The sequence below is a fragment of the Ferrovum sp. PN-J185 genome (genome assembly GCF_001581925.1).
GTDB lineage: Bacteria > Pseudomonadota > Gammaproteobacteria > Burkholderiales > Ferrovaceae > PN-J185.
In genome coordinates this window covers 282,086-300,002 of record NZ_LQZA01000003.1, presented here as the reverse complement: position 1 = coordinate 300,002, position 17,917 = coordinate 282,086, and the positions used below count along the sequence as shown (strand labels likewise).

Sequence of the window (17,917 nt, the reverse complement as noted above, 5' to 3'; positions counted from 1 at the left end):
TGTGTCGCGAATAGAAAACGTATTTAATAATTTACAAGCACAAAAGCGTTGTGCGCTGATTCCTTTTTTTACAGTTGGTGATCCTGATTTATCAACTTGTCTGCCAACGATGCATGCTATGGTGAGTGCAGGAGCTGATGTAATTGAACTAGGCGTTCCCTTTTCTGACCCTATGGCTGATGGTCCGGTGATACAGCGTGCTAGTGAACGTGCTTTAAAAAATAATGTGCGATTGGCAGATGTGTTGCAAGTGGTTAAAGAGTTTCGTCAAACCAACCAACACACACCTATAGTATTAATGGGCTATGCTAATCCTATTGAGAGAATGGGTGTGGAAGTATTTGTCAGTACTTGTCATCAAGTGGGTGTGGATGGTGTGCTTGTTGTTGATTACCCTCCCAGTGAAGCACAAGCATTATCTCAAGCTTTAGCACCTTACTCTATTGACCCCATATTTTTGATTGCACCCACAACCACAGATGATCGTGTAAAAGAAATTGCACGTATTGCTAGAGGCTATGTGTATTACGTTTCGCTAAGGGGCGTTACAGGGGCCAGTCACATTGATGTTGAAGATGTAAAAAATCAATTACATAGAATTAAGCAGCATGTCACCATTCCTGTTGGAGTGGGATTTGGTATCCGCGATGCAAAAACTGCTCAAGCAATTGGTGAACTTGCTGATGCGGTGGTGGTGGGGTCAAGAATTGTTGAAACCATAGAAAAATCAGAGAAGGACACCATCCCACGTGATGTGGGCGCATTTATAAATGAATTAAGACAGGCTTTGGATAATTCACTATGAGTTGGTTTAAAAAATTACTACCACCACGTATTAAACGTGATAAGCATAATATTAAAGGCTCTGTTCCTGAAGGGTTGTGGGTGAAATGCGGTTCATGCGAAACTGTACTGTATCGTTCAGATCTTGAGAGCAATCTGCATGTTTGCCCAAAATGCTCTCATCATATTCGTATTAATGCTCGCACCCGTTTAGATTTATTTTTAGATCAGGGAGACCGTTTTGAAATTGGCTCCGAAGTGATTCCCGTTGATTCATTGAAGTTCAAAGACAGTCGACGCTATCCTGAACGTCTGGATGAAGCAAAACAGGCTACGGGTGAAACCGATGCTTTGGTGGTTATGCAGGGTACGCTTGAGGGATTACCTGTTATTGCTGCGTCATTTGAGTTTTCTTTTATGGGTGGATCAATGGGCTCTGTGGTAGGAGAGCGTTTTGTGCGTGCAGTAGAAGCGGCAATTGATCAACGTCTACCTTATATCTGCTTTTTAGCTAGTGGTGGGGCAAGAATGCAAGAAGGGTTGTTATCTCTTATGCAAATGGCTAAAACTTGCGCTGCATTAACCCATTTGTCAGAACACAAGCTTCCTTTTATATCTATTTTAACGGATCCTACCATGGGTGGGGTATCGGCAAGTTTTGCCATGATCGGTGATGTGGTCATTGCAGAACCTAATGCGCTCATTGGTTTTGCTGGTCCAAGGGTTATTGAGCAAACAGTTAGAGAAAAACTGCCAGAAGGCTTTCAGCGCTCTGAATTTCTATTAGAAAAGGGTGCGATTGATATGATAGTTGATCGTCGAGAAATGCGCCCACGCGTAGCCAATATTCTTCGTCAACTAACCAATGTGTCTCAAGACGAGTAATAGATAGCGATGGCGAAACCCAAGGAGTGGGATGATATAGATCTGTATCGTGTCAGCGCACGAAGAAGGGCAATAGGTGCCGCCGTCATTATGGTTATAGTGATCGTGTTACTCCCTATGATGCTTAACCACTCCCAATCGCCAAAGCTTAAATCAGAGACTAATACAACTCCTCAGGTAAGTGCAGCACCTATATCTATTGCCAACTTACCTAATACCCCACCTCAATCGCTAACGCCGCCTCAGGATGCAACGCTGATTAACAACAAACAAGTGGCAGTGAATAATCAGACAGCATCAACTACTGCTCCTAACCAAACACCCAAAGCTATTACACCTGTAATTAATAACAAACAATCAACTTTTGATGCCAATAAAAAAACAGAACTTGCCACAGTTAAATCCGAATTAAATGATAAGCAAATAACCACTTCTAGTCAGGTTGAGTCTAAAGCGCAGGAGACAGTCCAACAAAAATCAGTTGCCTCGCAATCTAATAGTGAGCAAGAAGCCGCTTTATCCTCTGGAGTATCTCCAACTAGTAAAGCACAACATGACAACCAGCAGAAGACAGGAAAAAATAAAACTGAAGCGAGTTCGTCAGTTGCCAACAACAAAAATAGTAATAAGATTCTACAGTTGGGCCTCTTTAGCGAAGAGTCTCGTGCCAAAATACTTGTTAAAGAAGTGAAGCATCACAATTTACATGCCAAAATTGAAAAAATTAAAATAAAAAACAGTGATCGTTATCGGGTTTATGTAGGGCCATTCTCTTCAAATGAAAAACTTCATAAGACAAAAAAACAATTGAATGATGTTGGCTTTGCTTCACTAGTTAAGGACCACCGCTAGTGAGTATTGAGCATCTTAATTGGATAGATTATGTAGCCATCGGCCTGATTGGTTTATCCACTTTGTTTGGCTTGTTTCGTGGTATGGTTAAAGAGGTAATGGGAATCGTTGGTTGGGTGGCAGCGTTTATACTGGCTAAACTGACTAGTCCAATACTTGCTAATTATTTGATACGTTTTATTGATAACCCTAGCCTGCGTTTGGTTGCTGCTTTTGTCATAGTGTTTATTGTTGTATTAATTATTGTGGCAATTATTTCATCAATGCTTGGTTTTGCTGTGGAAAAAACTGGCTTAGGATCCTTAAACCGTTTATTAGGTGCAACCTTTGGTTTGGTTCGCGGTTACTTCATTTTTCTCATCTTGATCATATTGGCAGGGTTTACCTTACTGCCACAACAGGCTGATTGGCAAACTTCTACGAGTGTTAAGATAGGGCTGTGGGGTGTGTCTCACTTGAAACCTTATCTTCCTCAAGATGTAGCGCAATTTTTTCATTTTTAGTACGTAAATGTGCTGAGTGGAGTAGAATATTAATTCTTCAGAAATAATCTTCGGAGTGTGATTTGGTATGTGTGGAATAGTGGGTATTGTTGCAAAAACTCCAGTTAACCAGTTGCTCTACGATGGTTTACAACTTCTACAGCATCGTGGTCAAGATGCAGCAGGGATTGCTACAGCAGATGGCAGTACCTTTCACATGCACAAAGGGTTAGGTTTAGTTCGTGACGTGTTTCGCACAAGAGACATGAGAAGTTTAACGGGAAACATTGGTATTGGCCATTGCCGTTACCCTACAGCGGGTTCAGCCAAATCCTCCGCAGAAGCACAACCATTTTATGTGAATTCGCCTTTTGGTATTGTATTAGGACATAACGGCAATCTCACCAATTCAGATGAATTAAAAGAAAATTTGTTTGCTCTTGACCGTCGCCATGTCAATACAAACTCTGATTCAGAGGTGCTACTTAATGTACTCGCTCACGAACTTGATGAAGTAGCGAAGGGAAGTCGACTCACCCCCAGTGAAATTTTTTGTGCAGTATCAGGGGTGCATAAACGTTGTCGTGGCGCCTATGCTACTGTCGCGTTGATTGCAGGTCATGGTTTATTGGCTTTTCGTGATCCTTATGGTATCCGTCCTTTGGTGATTGGTACACATATGACAGCAGATGGGCCTGAATATATTTTAGCCTCAGAGAGTGTTGCGCTTGATGCGTTAGGTTTTAAACTATTACGTGATGTTGAACCCGGTGAGGCAATCTTTATTGATGAGTCAGGAGTATTACATCATCAACAATGTGCGCTTAATCCTGAAAAATCCCCTTGTATTTTTGAATACGTCTATCTGGCTCGCCCAGACTCTGTTATTGACGGTATTTCAGTTTATGAAACTCGTTTACGTATGGGCGAGAGTTTAGGGCAAAAGATTCAACACACCGCACCACACTTGAATATTGAAGTGGTGATTCCGATTCCTGATACCAGTCGCCCAAGTGCGTTGCAATTAGCACAGAAATTGAATGTCCCCTATCGCGAAGGGTTTATTAAGAACCGTTACATCGGTAGAACTTTTATTATGCCGGGACAGGCTGAAAGAAAAAAATCAGTCAGACAGAAGCTTAACGCCATTGGAATGGAGTTTGAGGGTAAAAATGTATTATTAGTGGATGACTCGATTGTTCGTGGTACCACTAGCCGTGAGATAGTTCAAATGGCCCGAGACTGTGGCGCACGTCAGGTTTATTTTGCCTCAGCAGCTCCTCCTGTACGTTTCCCGAATGTATATGGTATTGATATGCCAAGCCGTACGGAGTTATTGGCTACCGGACGTACCGATAAAGAAATTGCTCTAGAAATCGGAGCAGATGCTGTGTTTTATCAGGACTTAAATGACTTGATTCGTGATGTGAAGTCACAGGCTACCAATATTGAACGATTTGACTGTTCATGTTTTGATGGGTGTTATATTACAGACGATGTGACTCCTGAGTATCTGGCTAAGATTGAGTCTGCTAGAAAAGACGGGGAAACCAACGCTCAAAAAAAAGTTAATCAACTTGATTTAAACCTCACTATCGCTGAAACCGCTTAACTGCTATGACAGAACCCTATGATTTAGAAACACTGGCTATCCGTTCAGGAATCCATAGAACACAATTTAATGAACATGCTGAAGCATTGTTCATGACTTCAAGCTATATTTTTGATAATGCTCAGCAGGCAGCTGATCGTTTTCAGAACAAAGAACCTGGTTATATTTATTCACGTTTTACCAATCCAACTGTTAACGCTTTTCAAGAACGATTAGCTGTCATGGAAGGAGGGGAATGCGCTATTGCTACAGCCAGTGGTATGTCAGCGATACTTACCACCATGATGGGCTTGTTAAAAGCAGGTGACCATGTGGTGGTGTCACAAAGTATTTTTGGTGCTGCTGTTCAGTTATTTACTAATATCTTAGCGCGTTTTGGTATTGAATATACGTTTGTTCCTCTGTCTGATATTAACGGTTGGAAACAGGCGATTAAATCTAATACACGGCTTTTTTATCTTGAAACTCCTTCTAATCCCACTATGGAGTTGGTGGATATTGAAGCGTTATCTGAGGTGAGTAAAAACGCCAACATTCATCTTGTGGTAGATAATTGTTTTTGTACTCCCATACTACAAAGGCCACTTTTACTGGGGGCAGATATTGTTATTCACTCAGCAACAAAATATATTGATGGTCAGGGAAGAGTGTTAGGTGGAGCCATTGTGGGGTCCAAAGCGGTATTAATGGATGGAATTTATTCTTTTTTAAGAACTGCTGGCCCCAGTTTAAGTGCGTTTAATGCATGGATATTGTTAAAAGGGCTCGAAACGTTAAAACTTCGTGTGGAAGCTCAATCTCATGCAGCCCTTGAGCTTGCTAAGTGGCTATCTGATCATCCTCATGTGGCTCGTGTGTTGCACCCAGGATTAAGTTCTCATCCACAATATGATTTGGCTAAAAAACAGCAAACCCATGGGGGGGCGGTGGTTAGTTTTGAAGTCAAAGGTGGGCAAGAAAAAGCGTGGAAAGTAATTGATTCTACTCAATTAATTTCTATTACTGGTAATCTTGGTGACACCAAGACTACCATTACTCATCCAGCAACCACCACTCATGGCAGAATAAGTGCAGAGGCACGTAAGCTTGCAGGTATAAGTGATGGTTTAATTCGTGTTTCGGTAGGATTAGAATCCCTTGATGATATTAAACTCGATTTAAGCCGTGGATTAGATTGATTGCTTATCCAAACGGCTTAATTGGCGAGCAATCGTAAAAAAAGAGTTAACATAGGGTATTGATAGGTCTTCTTTACGAATACCTAAATGTATTTTTTTCATGATCCCCTTTTTGCCTAACTTAACTAATGATAATTGAAGTTTTGGCACATATTCTAATGCCAACCATTTCGGTAGTGCTGTAACTCCTCTTCCATTGGCTACCATTTGTAAGATAATGTCTGTGGTTTCAACAGTCTTGTGTTTGCGAGGCATGATACCTGCTGGCATTAGAAATTGATTGAAAATATCTAATCTTTCAACACTCACAGGATAGGTAATGAGTGTTTCGTTGTTTAGATGTTCTGGGTCAATAAACGGATAATGTGCCAGCTGATGATTATTGGCAGTTACCAACACCTGCTCATAATCAAAGACAGGTTCAAAATACAGTCCCGATTTATACAGAGGATCAGGAGTTACAAGGATATCTATCTCATAACTGAATAGGGCGCCCATTCCCCCAAACTGAAATTTTTGTTTCACATCTACATCCACATCAGGAAGTGATAGTAAGTAGGGGGAAACAACTTTTAATAACCATTGATAGCAGGGGTGACACTCCATGCCAATATGTAATGTCCCTCTCTCCCCCTGTGCGTATTGACGCAATTGATTTTCAGCCATAATGAGTTGAGGTAGCAATCGGTTGGCGATAGACAATAAATATTGCCCTGATTGGGTAAGTTGCAACTGTTTTCCTTCCCTAATCCACAATGTTGTACCCAACTGCTGCTCTAGTTTTTTTATTGAGTGACTTAGAGCTGATTGAGTTAAATGTAATTGTTTGGCGGCAGCAGTTAGCGAGCCACATTGGTCGATTTCTTTTAATATAGCTAAGTGGATACGCTCTAACATATATGAATAAATTTCATTTATTTCTGAAAAAATACCATTTTACTTCATAATTAATTTTATCCAAAATAGTATTTTTTAATAGATAGATTGGATAAAAAATGGTTACAACGCATAATCTTGGTTTTCCTAGAATTGGTCGTCACAGAGAACTTAAGTTTGCTCTTGAGTCGTATTGGCAAGATGGGTCGTCCTTGACTGATCTCATTGCGCTTGGTAGTCATTTAAGACAACAAAATTGGCAGCATCAGGCAGCACTCGATTTTATTCCGGTTGGAGATTTTTCCTTTTACGATAATGTGCTTGATATGACGTTTTTACTGGGAAACTTGCCTGAACGAGTTAAGGAGTTTCAGGGGCATGAGTTAGATAATTATTTTCGTCTAGCACGAGGGCGCTCAAAACAAGCACATCATAATGATATCGGGTGTTGTTCAGGCGTTAAGGCAGGTGAAATGACTAAATGGTTTGATACTAACTATCATTATATTGTTCCAGAATTTACCCGCCAGACCACTTTTGAGTTAAACCCAACAAGAATTTTAAATTTTATTCAAGAAGCAAAACTATCTCATCAAAATATCAAACCAGTAATTATTGGTCCTGTTACTTATTTGGCTTTAGGTAAGGCCAAAGATGATATAAATAAGTTAGATCTGCTTACAAAACTGTTACCAGTTTATGGTGAATTACTTGAACTGTTTATTAATCACGGAATTGAGTGGGTACAGATTGACGAACCCATTTTAGTCACTGAACTTAATTCTGAGTGGCAACATGCCTTTAATATGGCGTACCATCATTTAAAGTTTAGTAAGATAAATATTTTAATCGCTACTTACTTTGGCCAGTTAAAAGATAACTTACATTTAGCCACTAATCTTCCTGTGGCAGGCTTACATATTGATGTTTCTGATAATAAGGATGAGATTATTCCTGTTATTAATTTATTAGCACCTCATAAAATACTTTCTTTAGGCTTAATTAGTGGGAGAAATATTTGGCGTTCAGATTTAAATAGTATTCTTGATTGGTTAGAGCCTATTGCAAAAGAGCTTAAGGAGCGGTTATGGATTGCTCCTTCATGTTCGCTTTTGCACGTTCCAGTGGATTTGGCTAGTGAGGATAAAATGGATGAAGAAATTCGTAGTTGGTTATCCTTTGCTATTCAAAAAATAGAAGAAATTAGATTGTTGGGGAGTGCTATTAACCAGGGGCGTGCAACAGTTCAAGATCAACTAGATATAAATAAAGCAGCTATCGAATCACGACAGTCATCAGATCGTGTTAATAATAGACAAGTTCAAGAGAGAGTAAAAGCTATTCACTCCAATATGGGGCAGCGTAAAAGTAGCCATTCAGTACGTGTCATTAAACAGAATACCATATTAAATCTACCAATTTTTCCAACTACCACTATCGGTTCTTTTCCGCAAACAAATGAGATTCGATCTATTAGAAAGAAGTACAAGTTGGGTGATATCTCTTTTACAGATTATTCATTAGCTATGAAAAGTGAAATAGAGCGCTGCGTAAGAGAGCAAGAGCGTATAGGGCTTGATGTACTTGTTCATGGGGAACCTGAACGAAATGATATGGTTGAATATTTTGGTGAGCAATTGAACGGCTATGTATTTAGTCAAGCAGGATGGGTGCAGTCCTATGGCTCACGCTGCGTTAAACCACCCATCATTTATGGCGATATTAGCCGAGAAAAGGTCATGACTGTAGAGTGGGCTGTCTATGCTCAGTCACTCACCGATAAGCCAATGAAAGGAATGTTAACTGGCCCTGTGACCATGTTAAATTGGTCATTTGTTCGAGATGATCAGCCACGTTCCACCACCTGTAGACAACTTTCATTGGCACTGAGAGACGAGGTTATTGATTTAGAACGTGCTGGTATTAAAGTAATTCAAATAGATGAAGCAGCTTTAAGAGAGGGACTCCCTCTACGCAAAGCGCTATGGCAGGATTATTTATCTTGGGCAATAGAGTGTTTTAGAATTACTGCCAATGGTGTAGAGGATGAAACGCAAATTCACACTCATATGTGTTACTCCGAATTTAATGACATTATGGAGGCGGTGGCGAGAATGGATGCAGATGTTATTACCATTGAAACGTCACGTTCAGATATGGAATTATTAGACGCCTTTGACCATTTTAACTATCCCAATCAAATTGGTCCGGGCGTGTATGACATTCATACCCCCAATACCCCAAATAGTGTAGAAATTACTCAGTTAATGAAAAAAGCCGCACAGCGCATCCCATTACATAATTTATGGATTAATCCTGATTGCGGCTTAAAAACAAGAAAGTGGGATGAGGTTATTCCTGCCCTTGAAAATATGATGAAAGCAGCTTATGAGCTCAGGCAGAACATGAATTAACAAATATTTAACACAATATGTTGTGTTTTTTGTTGACTTTTACCCCGAATATTGTGTTTAATAGCTAAACGGTTTGTAAGAGTAGTTCTTACAATTAAAAGGGAACAAGGTGTGATACCTTGGCTGCCCCCGCAACTGTAATTGGCGAGTACTTTCTCCTTTCTATACCACTGGATAACTCTGGGAAGGTTTGAGTAAGTATTAGGACCCAAAAGCCAGGAGACCTGCCGTATTTCTAAACAACAAAAAATGGGGCGGGGTGTCCTCTGGTTGAATAATTTTGTTATTCCTTGTTTGCTTACGCAAAAACCACAGTCATCGCGCCTACCTTAGGGAGGCTAAGTGGATACCAATATTTCTCAAGATGTAAATCTAGAACAAGCTGCTAATCTTTATCAAGTTGTTCGACGTTCGGGTGATGTGGTTAGTTTTCAGGCAGATAAAATTAATGTTGCAGTACATAAAGCATTTATCGCTGTACATGGAGAAACTGCTCAACTGTCTAGTTCTGTAAGGCAACAGTGTAAACAGCTTACTGAACAAGTCATCTCTACTTTGCTGCGTCGTCAACCTCTAGGTGGAACAGTACATATTGAGACCATTCAAGATCAAGTTGAATTGGCATTAATGCGTTCAGGTGAGCATGATGTGGCTCGAGCTTATGTGTTATATCGCGAAAAACGTGCTCAAGAACGCGCCAAAACCCAACCATCTCATGATGTAACAATTCATGTTAAGGAGGGAAATAACACAAAACTATTAGATATCGATTGGTTAACAAGTATGGTAAGTGAAGCGTGTCATGGTTTGCATGATGTTGAGCCATCACTCATCGTTAACCAAACTTTACGCGATTTATATGATGGCATTTCATATATTGAATTAGAAAAAGCGTTAATCATGTCTTCTAGAAGTCTCATTGAACGTGAGCCTCAATATAATTATGTCACTGCGCGATTATTACTTAAACAAATTCAGCGCGAAGTATTAGGACAGACTGCCAATGATAAAGAGGTTGAATTATCTACTCGACAATATTTCAGTCAGTTTATAAAGAAAGGCATTGAAGCAGAGTTATTAGACCATAAGTTAGCTGAATTTGATTTAACCATATTGGCTAACGCCATTGATATCAAAAGAGATCGTCAATTTGGTTATCTCGGTTTACAGACATTATATGATCGTTACTTTTTGCATATTAATGAACAACGCATTGAACTACCGCAAATCTTTTTCATGAGAGTGGCGATGGGGCTAGCTCTTCAAGAGATTAACCGTGAGGAGAAGGCCATTGAGTTTTATCATCTACTCTCATCCTTTGACTTTATGAGCTCAACTCCAACCTTATTTAATAGTGGAACCAAACATTCTCAATTGTCCTCTTGTTACCTTACTACGGTACAAGACGATTTAAATAGTATTTTTGACAATATAAGAGAAAACGCACTACTACAAAAGTATGCAGGCGGTCTTGGTAATGATTGGACACCTGTCCGGGCTTTGTCTTCACGTATAAAGGGAACCAATGGTAAAAGCCAAGGGGTGATTCCCTTTTTGAAAGTAGTTAATGATACTGCTGTTGCAGTCAATCAAGGTGGGAAGAGAAAGGGTGCTGTGTGTGGATATCTTGAGACTTGGCATCTTGATATCGAAGAATTTCTTGATTTAAGAAAGAATACTGGGGATGATCGTCGACGTACGCACGACATGAACACCGCCAATTGGATTCCTGACCTATTTATGAAGCGTGTTGATCAAAACCAAGATTGGACGTTGTTTTCTCCGTCCGATGTGCCTGATTTACATGATAAGTATGGTAGAGCATTTGAAGAAGCGTATCTGCGTTATGAGAGTAAGGCTGACAGCGGTGAAATTACTTTGTTTAAGAGGGTGTCTGCAGTTCAATTATGGCGTCGAATCCTGTCTATGTTATTTGAAACAGGTCACCCATGGATTACTTTTAAAGATCCCTGTAATATTCGTTCTCCCCAGCAACACGTAGGTGTAGTACATAGTTCTAACTTATGTACAGAAATCACACTAAATACATCAGACACAGAAACAGCAGTATGTAACTTAGGCTCGGTTAATTTACTACAACACATCAAACCAGTTGACGGAATATTGACCGTTGACGAGGAGAAGTTAAGAAAAACAATTAAAACAGCAATGCGTATGTTAGATAACGTTATTGATATTAATTTCTACGCAGTAGCAAAAGCGAGAAATTCTAATGTACGACATCGTCCTGTTGGACTAGGTATTATGGGTTTTCAGGATATGTTACACGCTATGCGTATCCCATATGCTTCAAATCAAGCTGTTGAATTAGCTGACTCAACAATGGAACAGGTTTGCTTTTACGCTTATCTGGCGTCAACTGAGTTGGCAGCTGAACGTGGAGCTTATTCTAGCTTCAAAGGAAGTTTATGGGATAGAGGTATATTGCCACTCGATACGCTTACTATGCTGGAACAAGAGCGTGGTGGATATCTTGAAGTTGATCTCAGTACTCGACTGGATTGGTCAATAGTAAGACAAGCTATTGCACAACACGGAATGCGTAATTCTAATTGTGTGGCTATTGCCCCTACTGCAACCATTTCAAATATTGTTGGTGTATCAGCAAGTATTGAACCTGATTATCAGAATCTCTATGTAAAATCCAATCTCTCAGGCGAATTCACTGTTGTTAATGAGTCATTGGTTAATGATTTAAAACAAAGAGGATTGTGGGATGAGGCGATGATTGCGGATATCAAATACTATGATGGCTCATTAAGTCAAATAGAAAGAATTCCGCAAGATTTAAAAGAGCTATACGCCACAGCCTTTGAGGTTGATCCCAAATGGTTAATTGAAGCTGCTGCACGCCGACAAAAATGGATTGATCAGGCACAATCTCTCAACCTCTATTTTGCAACACCCAGTGGAAAAAAACTAAACGAAATCTATGTCTTGGCATGGTTACGTGGTTTGAAGACAACCTATTACTTACGTTCATTAGGTGCTAGTGCAGCAGAGAAATCTACTGGACAAGGAGGGGAACTCAACGCAGTTAAAATTCAACCGCAAGAAACGGAAATCAAACAGTGTTTGATTGATGATCCCACCTGTGAAGCTTGCCAATAATAAAATTAAAAGGACTATAATAATGCTGGTATTTGAAGACGAAATTCAATTAGGTAATCAAATTAATTCAGATGTAAAAGAAGTAAATCAAGACCATGTAGCTGTCAACAAACCTATTTTACATACTGCTGCAAATCAGTCATCTCACACAGGACGTGTAGCTGTGGCTGAGAAAAGAGCCATCAATGGACAAACAGATGTGAACCAACTGGTTCCATTTAAATACCATTGGGCCTGGGAGAAATACCTTGCAGGCTGTGCAAATCATTGGATGCCTCAAGAAATTTCAATGAGTCGCGATATCGCGCAATGGAAAGAAAATGGGGTATTGTCAGAAGATGAAAAATTAATTGTTAAACGTAATTTAGGGTTCTTTGTTACAGCTGACTCTTTGGCTGCCAATAATATTGTATTAGGTACTTATCGCCATATTACTGCTCCTGAATGTAGACAGTATTTGTTAAGACAGGCTTTTGAGGAGGCGATTCATACTCATGCCTACCAATACATTGTTGAAAGTTTAGGATTGGATGAATCTGAGATTTTTAATGCTTACCATGAAGTGTCGAGTATTCGTGAAAAAGATCAGTTTTTAATACCTTTTATAGAAACCTTAACCAATCCTGATTTTAAAACAGGCACACCTGAGGCAGACCAGCAACTTCTTTTATCATTAATTGTATTTGCCTGCATGATGGAAGGATTGTTTTTCTATGTTGGTTTTGTACAGATTTTAGCATTAGGGCGTCAAAATAAAATGCAAGGTGCTGCAGAACAATACCAATATATTCTGAGAGATGAATCCATGCATTGTAACTTCGGGGTGGATTTGATTAATACAATCAAATTGGAAAACCCCCATTTATGGACTGAATCCTTTAAGAATGAAGTGAAAGAGTTAATGCAAAAAGCGGTAGAACTGGAATACCGTTATGCAGAAGACACAATGCCGCGTGGGGTATTGGGTTTAAATGCACACATGTTTAAAGAGTACCTCCGTTTCATAGCCAATCGACGATTACAGCAAATTGGTATTGATGCTTTATTTCCTGGAGCAACCAATCCTTTTCCTTGGATGAGTGAAATGATTGACTTGAAAAAAGAGAAAAATTTCTTTGAAACTAGGGTAACTGAGTATCAAACAGGTGGTGCCTTGTCTTGGGATTAATAACTGTTTAATAACTTATAAAGTGACGGCCCGACAGCCGTCACGATCGCAATATAAGTAACCAGCTTTTTGATTGGTCCAATCGGTTAAAACCCAACGCTCACATTTATGATCGTCGATATGGTAGACATGCCGTGCTGGTCGATGAGTATGGCCATGGATAACGCGAGGATAATCATTCTTCCTAATCAATTCCATAACAGCCTGTGCTGACACATCCATTATTTCCATGGTTTTCTTTTTCTTAGCATCAGTGCTCATATTTGTTGCATCCTGAGCCATTTTGCGTCGTTGTTCGATGGGTAAGGCAAGAACTTGTTTTTGCCATTGTGGAGAGCGGACTTGTTTGCGCCATTGTTGATAATCCACATCATCGGTACACAATTGATCACCATGTGTCAGGATGGTTCTAACACCATAGAGTAAAACATCTGTTGGGTCGGTGATTAACGTTGCACCTGTTGCTTGGGCAAATTGATTACCAATCAGAAAATCACGGTTGCCGTGCATGATAAAGAGCAACGTTCCGGAATCTGTTAATTCTTTTAAAGCAGAAACAATTTTTTGATTAAAAGTTGATTCTAGATCATCATCTCCAATCCAACTTTCAAATAAATCACCCAAAATATAGAGAGATTCAGCTTCTCGAGCAGGACCTGCTAGAAACTCAAGAAAACGCTTACGTAATGTAAGCGTTTTGGGTGATAAATGAAGATCAGAGATGAACAGACTATGTTGCACGATCGTCTCTTATTCTACCGTTGCAGAGAGAATAACAACATCATCTTTAGGTACATCAGCATGGCCTGCACGATTCCCTGTGGCCACTTTTTTGATTGCGTCAACTACAGACTGTCCTTCAGTAACTTGTCCAAATACACAATAGCCAAAGCCATCAGGGGTGGCTGAACGGAAATTGAGGAAGCTATTGTTAGCAACATTAATGAAAAACTGAGCGGTGGCAGAATGCGGGTTGGGTGTACGTGCCATAGCAATAGTGTACATGTCATTGGTTAACCCGTTGGCTGCCTCATTGTCTACAGGTGCACGAGTAGCTTTTTGGTTCATGCCGGGTTCGAAACCACCACCTTGAATCATAAAACCATCTATCACACGATGAAATATGGTGTTGTTATAAAAACCAGCTTCAACATATTCCAAGAAATTAGCTACTGTTTTAGGTGCTTTTTCAGCATTGAGTTCAATGACGATATCACCAAGATTTGTTTTAAGACGAACCATGTTTACTCCAAGTTAGAAAGGGTGGTTATTTTTTGCTTTAAACTTTTACTTTTGGGATTTTCTTTTTGTGCTTTTGTATAAGCCTCTTTGGCTTTAGTCAAATAGATATCACCAAGATTTTCTAATGCAGTTGCATAGTTAGGTTGAATTTGAACTGCCATTTCAAGCATTTTTCTGGCGTCATTCAAACGACCTTTTTGTGCATAGAGTACTGCAAGATTATTGTACGGGGTAGCCATTTCAGGGGCCACCTCGGTTAAGTTTTCAAGCACACTAATGGCCTCGTCTACCTTTTTTAATTGAGTGAGCGCCTGTGCTTTTATAAACAAAACCTCACCGTTATGTGAGTCCATATCTAAGTAGCGATTAGCCTCTTTAATTGCTTCTGCATATCGTTGCTGAGCCATAAGAGGCTGTAAGGTTTTCATTGGGTTAACCGGAAAACCTGCAGGAGGATTTCCAGGTTCAGTAACGGACTGTACACTGGCTGTACTTTGTTGATTAGGATCAGACTTGGGAGTGGTTGGATTGGGGTTATCGGCCAGTGAGACTAATGGCACTAACGACACCAGACAAACTACAAGGGTCGAGAGGCGACGTATCATATCGTGGTATACTTTCGGATTTAGATAAACTTTAATTATATCAATTAATTGTGTTTATTTCCAATGGCTTGAATTAGCCCTAAATTGATAAGATAACTATGCTAACACTTCACAATTCTCTGACTAAGAAGAAAGAAACTTTTATTCCTATTGTAGCTAATCAAGTTCGTATGTATGTATGTGGTATGACAGTATATGATCGCTGCCATTTAGGACATGCCAGAATGCTGGTTAATTTTGATGTTCTATACCGTTGGTTACAGGTGCTTGGTTTTCAGGTGACTTATGTACGAAATATTACTGATATAGATGATAAGATTATTGCTAGAGCTCACGAAAATAATGAGTCAATACAGTCTCTTACTGAAAGAATGATTGATTTAATGCACGCTGATCTAACTGCCCTTGGTGTATTGCCTCCCAGTGTAGAGCCCAAAGCCACTCAACATATTCCAGGTATGATCAAGTTAATTGGGCAACTGATTGAAAGAAAGCTTGCTTATCTTGGTGATAATGGTGACGTCTATTATTCTGTTAGAGATTTTCCTCATTATGGAAAACTATCTGGCAAGTCACTTGAAGATCTTCGTTCTGGTGAGAGGGTTGCAGTTGATCTTCATAAGAAAGATCCCTTAGATTTTGTACTTTGGAAAGCAGCCAAACCAGGTGAACCTTTTTGGGATTCTCCTTGGGGAAAAGGGCGGCCTGGTTGGCACATTGAATGTTCAGCCATGAGTGAGCATTATTTAGGTGAGCATTTTGATATTCATGGGGGAGGGCATGATCTCCAATTCCCTCATCACGAAAATGAGATAGCTCAATCTGAAGGTGCGCACGGTCATGAGTTTGTAAATATTTGGATGCATAACGGCTTTTTACGCGTTAATGATGAAAAAATGTCTAAGTCGTTAGGTAATTTCTTCACCATCGCTGATGTATTAAAAGTGTTTCATCCAGAGGTAGTGCGTTTCTTTCTACTGCGTGGCCATTATCGCAGTCCGTTGAATTATACAGATCAACATTTAAATGATGCTAAAGCCGCATTAACAACATTGTATACAGCACTTCGCGGACAGCATCTTACCCTGCCAACTGATGTAGATTGGAACAATGAGCATGCTAAACGTTTTCAAGAGGCAATGAACGATGATCTTAATACCTCTGAAGCAGTAGCAGTACTGTTTCACTTAGCCCGTGAATTTAATCGAACCCAGGATAAGTTAAACTTAATTTTACTCAAACAACTCTCTTCAATTCTTGGTTTACTAGATCAAGACCCAGAACAATGGTTACGTCAGGGAAGTGTTTCTGATAGTGGCTTAAATTTATCTGATGAAGAAATTGAGCAGGCTATTGAGGACAGAAAACAAGCAAGAAAAGACAAAAATTACGCTCGATCAGATGAAATTCGTGATACGTTGCTGTCCAAAGGGGTGGTCTTGGAAGACACCCCCTCTGGTACAACATGGCGTAGACTATAATTTATTCGTTACTTGGGTTAAAAAAGTCACGCACTTTGTCCATAAATGTTTTGGCACGTGGACTGTGCGTGTCACTACCATGAGTAGTGGAGTCTAATTGGCGAAGCAACTCTTTTTGCTCTTCAGTGAGCCTTACTGGCGTTTCAACAGTAACATGGCACATTAAATCACCATACCCACTTCCTCTTAACTGTTTAATCCCTTTTCCTCTTAAACGAAAGACTTGTCCAGTTTGAGTTTCTGCTGGTATTTTTAATTTAGCTTGACCATCTAGAGTCGGGATTTCTATCTCTCCCCCTAGCGCTGCTGTGGCAAAACTAATCGGCATCTCGCAATGAAGATCAGCACCGTCTCGTTCAAAAACAGGATGTGGTCTAATCTGCACTACTACGTATAGATCTCCTGGCGGTCCACCTGACACGCCATGTTCACCTTCACCTGCAAGGCGGACTCGATCACCGTGATCAATACCTGCCGGAATTTTAACAGAAAGTGTTTTATGTTTTTTAGTACGACCTGAACCATGGCAATCATTACATGGGTTAGTAATCATTTTGCCTGAGCCATGACAGACAGGACAGGTTTGTTGTAAAGAAAAAAACCCTTGTTGCATACGGACTTGTCCTTGTCCTCCACAGGTCGAGCAGGTGGTAGGTGAAGTCCCTTTTTTAGCACCTGATCCATTACAGCTCTCGCAGGTTACCATTGTAGGTATTCGAATTTGGGTTTCTGTTCCTCGTGCAGCTTGCTCTAGACTGATATCAAGGTTGTAGCGTAAATCAGCACCACGATACACTCCACCTTGACGAGAACGACCGCCAGCCCCTCCGCCGCCAAAGAGATCGCCAAATATGTCACCAAAAGCATCAGAGAAGCCACCCATGCCACCGAACCCTCCTGCTCCTGGCCCGCCTCCTTGCGAGGGGTCAACACCCGCATGACCAAACCTATCGTAGGCTGCTCGTTTGTCATCATCAGATAGAATTTCGTAAGCTTCTTTAGCTTCTTTAAATAACGCTTCTGCTTTGGGGTTATCTGGGTTACGGTCGGGGTGATGTTTCATGGCTAATTTTCGGTAAGCTTTTTTTATATCTTCCGCGCTGGCATCACGACTCACACCAAGAACTTCGTAGTAATCTTTTTTACTCATAATTAAATATCGTTCTCTTTAATGGACGAAGGGCCGGAGGTGTGAGTGATCATTGAT

The 17,917-nt window shown here is 40.2% G+C and carries 15 protein-coding genes and 1 riboswitch; of the genes, 10 read left to right on the top strand and 5 right to left on the bottom strand.

The features are described from left to right. Window position 1: 1 nt before the first annotated feature. The 6 genes from trpA (at window position 2) to FV185_RS07590 (ending at window position 5,792) form a co-directional block, all read left to right on the top strand. The gene (gene trpA, locus FV185_RS07615) at window positions 2-805 is read left to right on the top strand and encodes a tryptophan synthase subunit alpha (RefSeq protein ID WP_067495889.1); all 804 of its coding nucleotides are present in this window, start codon (window positions 2-4) and stop codon (window positions 803-805) included. After that, window positions 802-1,668 (top strand): acetyl-CoA carboxylase, carboxyltransferase subunit beta, encoded by an 867-nt coding sequence (accD, locus tag FV185_RS07610; protein WP_067495886.1) that lies wholly within the window; start codon window positions 802-804, stop codon window positions 1,666-1,668. Before trpA ends, accD begins: the two co-directional genes overlap by 4 nt. Window positions 1,669-1,677: 9 nt before the next feature. Further along, window positions 1,678-2,520 carry an SPOR domain-containing protein gene (locus tag FV185_RS07605; RefSeq protein ID WP_067495883.1) on the top strand — a complete coding sequence of 281 codons (843 nt, stop codon included), beginning with the start codon at window positions 1,678-1,680 and terminating at the stop codon, window positions 2,518-2,520. Next, the gene (locus FV185_RS07600) at window positions 2,520-3,023 is read left to right on the top strand and encodes a CvpA family protein (protein WP_067495880.1); all 504 of its coding nucleotides are present in this window, start codon (window positions 2,520-2,522) and stop codon (window positions 3,021-3,023) included. The genes FV185_RS07605 and FV185_RS07600 overlap by 1 nt, the downstream gene beginning before the upstream one ends. 67 nt (window positions 3,024-3,090) lie before the next feature. After that, on the top strand, window positions 3,091-4,614 hold the full coding sequence (purF, locus tag FV185_RS07595) for an amidophosphoribosyltransferase (protein WP_067495877.1): 1,524 nt from the start codon (window positions 3,091-3,093) through the stop codon (window positions 4,612-4,614). 5 nt (window positions 4,615-4,619) lie between these two features. Next, window positions 4,620-5,792, top strand: coding sequence for an O-succinylhomoserine sulfhydrylase (locus FV185_RS07590; protein ID WP_067495874.1), 1,173 nt, complete (start codon window positions 4,620-4,622; stop codon window positions 5,790-5,792). Here the strand turns inward: FV185_RS07590 and FV185_RS07585 are convergent. Beyond that, window positions 5,784-6,689 carry a LysR family transcriptional regulator gene (locus tag FV185_RS07585; protein ID WP_067495872.1) on the bottom strand — a complete coding sequence of 302 codons (906 nt, stop codon included), beginning with the start codon at window positions 6,687-6,689 and terminating at the stop codon, window positions 5,784-5,786. The genes FV185_RS07590 and FV185_RS07585 overlap by 9 nt on opposite strands. A gap of 98 nt (window positions 6,690-6,787) precedes the next feature. On the opposite strand from FV185_RS07585, the gene metE reads away from it, so the two are divergent. The 3 genes from metE (at window position 6,788) to FV185_RS07570 (ending at window position 13,382) form a co-directional block, all read left to right on the top strand. Then, window positions 6,788-9,082: a 5-methyltetrahydropteroyltriglutamate--homocysteine S-methyltransferase gene (gene metE, locus FV185_RS07580; RefSeq protein ID WP_067495869.1), complete on the top strand. Its 2,295-nt coding sequence runs from the start codon at window positions 6,788-6,790 to the stop codon at window positions 9,080-9,082. Window positions 9,083-9,134: 52 nt separating this feature from the next. After that, window positions 9,135-9,328, top strand: a riboswitch (cobalamin riboswitch). 96 nt (window positions 9,329-9,424) lie between these two features. Continuing rightward, window positions 9,425-12,214, top strand: a complete 2,790-nt coding sequence (locus FV185_RS07575) for a ribonucleoside-diphosphate reductase subunit alpha (RefSeq protein ID WP_067495866.1) — start codon at window positions 9,425-9,427, stop codon at window positions 12,212-12,214. Between the two features lie 22 nt (window positions 12,215-12,236). Next, window positions 12,237-13,382 (top strand): ribonucleotide-diphosphate reductase subunit beta, encoded by a 1,146-nt coding sequence (locus FV185_RS07570; RefSeq protein ID WP_067495862.1) that lies wholly within the window; start codon window positions 12,237-12,239, stop codon window positions 13,380-13,382. 15 nt (window positions 13,383-13,397) lie between these two features. Here the strand turns inward: FV185_RS07570 and FV185_RS07565 are convergent, their stop codons facing one another. From FV185_RS07565 to FV185_RS07555, 3 genes are read right to left on the bottom strand one after another with little or no spacing between them, the layout of a single operon-like run. Continuing rightward, the gene (locus FV185_RS07565) at window positions 13,398-14,123 is read right to left on the bottom strand and encodes a UDP-2,3-diacylglucosamine diphosphatase (RefSeq protein ID WP_067495859.1); all 726 of its coding nucleotides are present in this window, start codon (window positions 14,121-14,123) and stop codon (window positions 13,398-13,400) included. Window positions 14,124-14,132: 9 nt separating this feature from the next. After that, complete coding sequence (locus FV185_RS07560) at window positions 14,133-14,624, bottom strand: peptidylprolyl isomerase (protein WP_067495856.1); 492 nt, start codon at window positions 14,622-14,624, stop codon at window positions 14,133-14,135. A 2-nt stretch (window positions 14,625-14,626) separates the two neighbouring features. After that, the gene (locus FV185_RS07555) at window positions 14,627-15,229 is read right to left on the bottom strand and encodes a tetratricopeptide repeat protein (protein ID WP_082787081.1); all 603 of its coding nucleotides are present in this window, start codon (window positions 15,227-15,229) and stop codon (window positions 14,627-14,629) included. Window positions 15,230-15,327: 98 nt separating this feature from the next. Here FV185_RS07555 and cysS point away from each other — a divergent pair, with 98 nt between their 5' ends. Beyond that, the gene (cysS, locus tag FV185_RS07550) at window positions 15,328-16,710 is read left to right on the top strand and encodes a cysteine--tRNA ligase (RefSeq protein ID WP_067495850.1); all 1,383 of its coding nucleotides are present in this window, start codon (window positions 15,328-15,330) and stop codon (window positions 16,708-16,710) included. A 1-nt stretch (window position 16,711) separates the two neighbouring features. Here the strand turns inward: cysS and dnaJ are convergent, their stop codons facing one another. After that, complete coding sequence (gene dnaJ / locus FV185_RS07545) at window positions 16,712-17,860, bottom strand: molecular chaperone DnaJ (protein ID WP_067495847.1); 1,149 nt, start codon at window positions 17,858-17,860, stop codon at window positions 16,712-16,714. Between the last annotated feature and the right edge of the window lie 57 nt (window positions 17,861-17,917).

What these genes read in the sequence shown, in the direction of transcription:
- accD (WP_067495886.1), top strand. Translation starts at nt 802, where the DNA reads ATGAGTTGGTTTAAAAAATTACTACCACCACGTATTAAACGTGATAAG.
- dnaJ (WP_067495847.1), bottom strand. Translation starts at nt 17,860, where the DNA reads ATGAGTAAAAAAGATTACTACGAAGTTCTTGGTGTGAGTCGTGATGCC.
- purF (WP_067495877.1), top strand. Translation starts at nt 3,091, where the DNA reads ATGTGTGGAATAGTGGGTATTGTTGCAAAAACTCCAGTTAACCAGTTG.
- FV185_RS07585 (WP_067495872.1), bottom strand. Translation starts at nt 6,689, where the DNA reads ATGTTAGAGCGTATCCACTTAGCTATATTAAAAGAAATCGACCAATGT.
- FV185_RS07560 (WP_067495856.1), bottom strand. Translation starts at nt 14,624, where the DNA reads ATGGTTCGTCTTAAAACAAATCTTGGTGATATCGTCATTGAACTCAAT.
- FV185_RS07605 (WP_067495883.1), top strand. Translation starts at nt 1,678, where the DNA reads ATGGCGAAACCCAAGGAGTGGGATGATATAGATCTGTATCGTGTCAGC.
- metE (WP_067495869.1), top strand. Translation starts at nt 6,788, where the DNA reads ATGGTTACAACGCATAATCTTGGTTTTCCTAGAATTGGTCGTCACAGA.
- cysS (WP_067495850.1), top strand. Translation starts at nt 15,328, where the DNA reads ATGCTAACACTTCACAATTCTCTGACTAAGAAGAAAGAAACTTTTATT.
- FV185_RS07570 (WP_067495862.1), top strand. Translation starts at nt 12,237, where the DNA reads ATGCTGGTATTTGAAGACGAAATTCAATTAGGTAATCAAATTAATTCA.
- FV185_RS07590 (WP_067495874.1), top strand. Translation starts at nt 4,620, where the DNA reads ATGACAGAACCCTATGATTTAGAAACACTGGCTATCCGTTCAGGAATC.
- FV185_RS07555 (WP_082787081.1), bottom strand. Translation starts at nt 15,229, where the DNA reads ATGATACGTCGCCTCTCGACCCTTGTAGTTTGTCTGGTGTCGTTAGTG.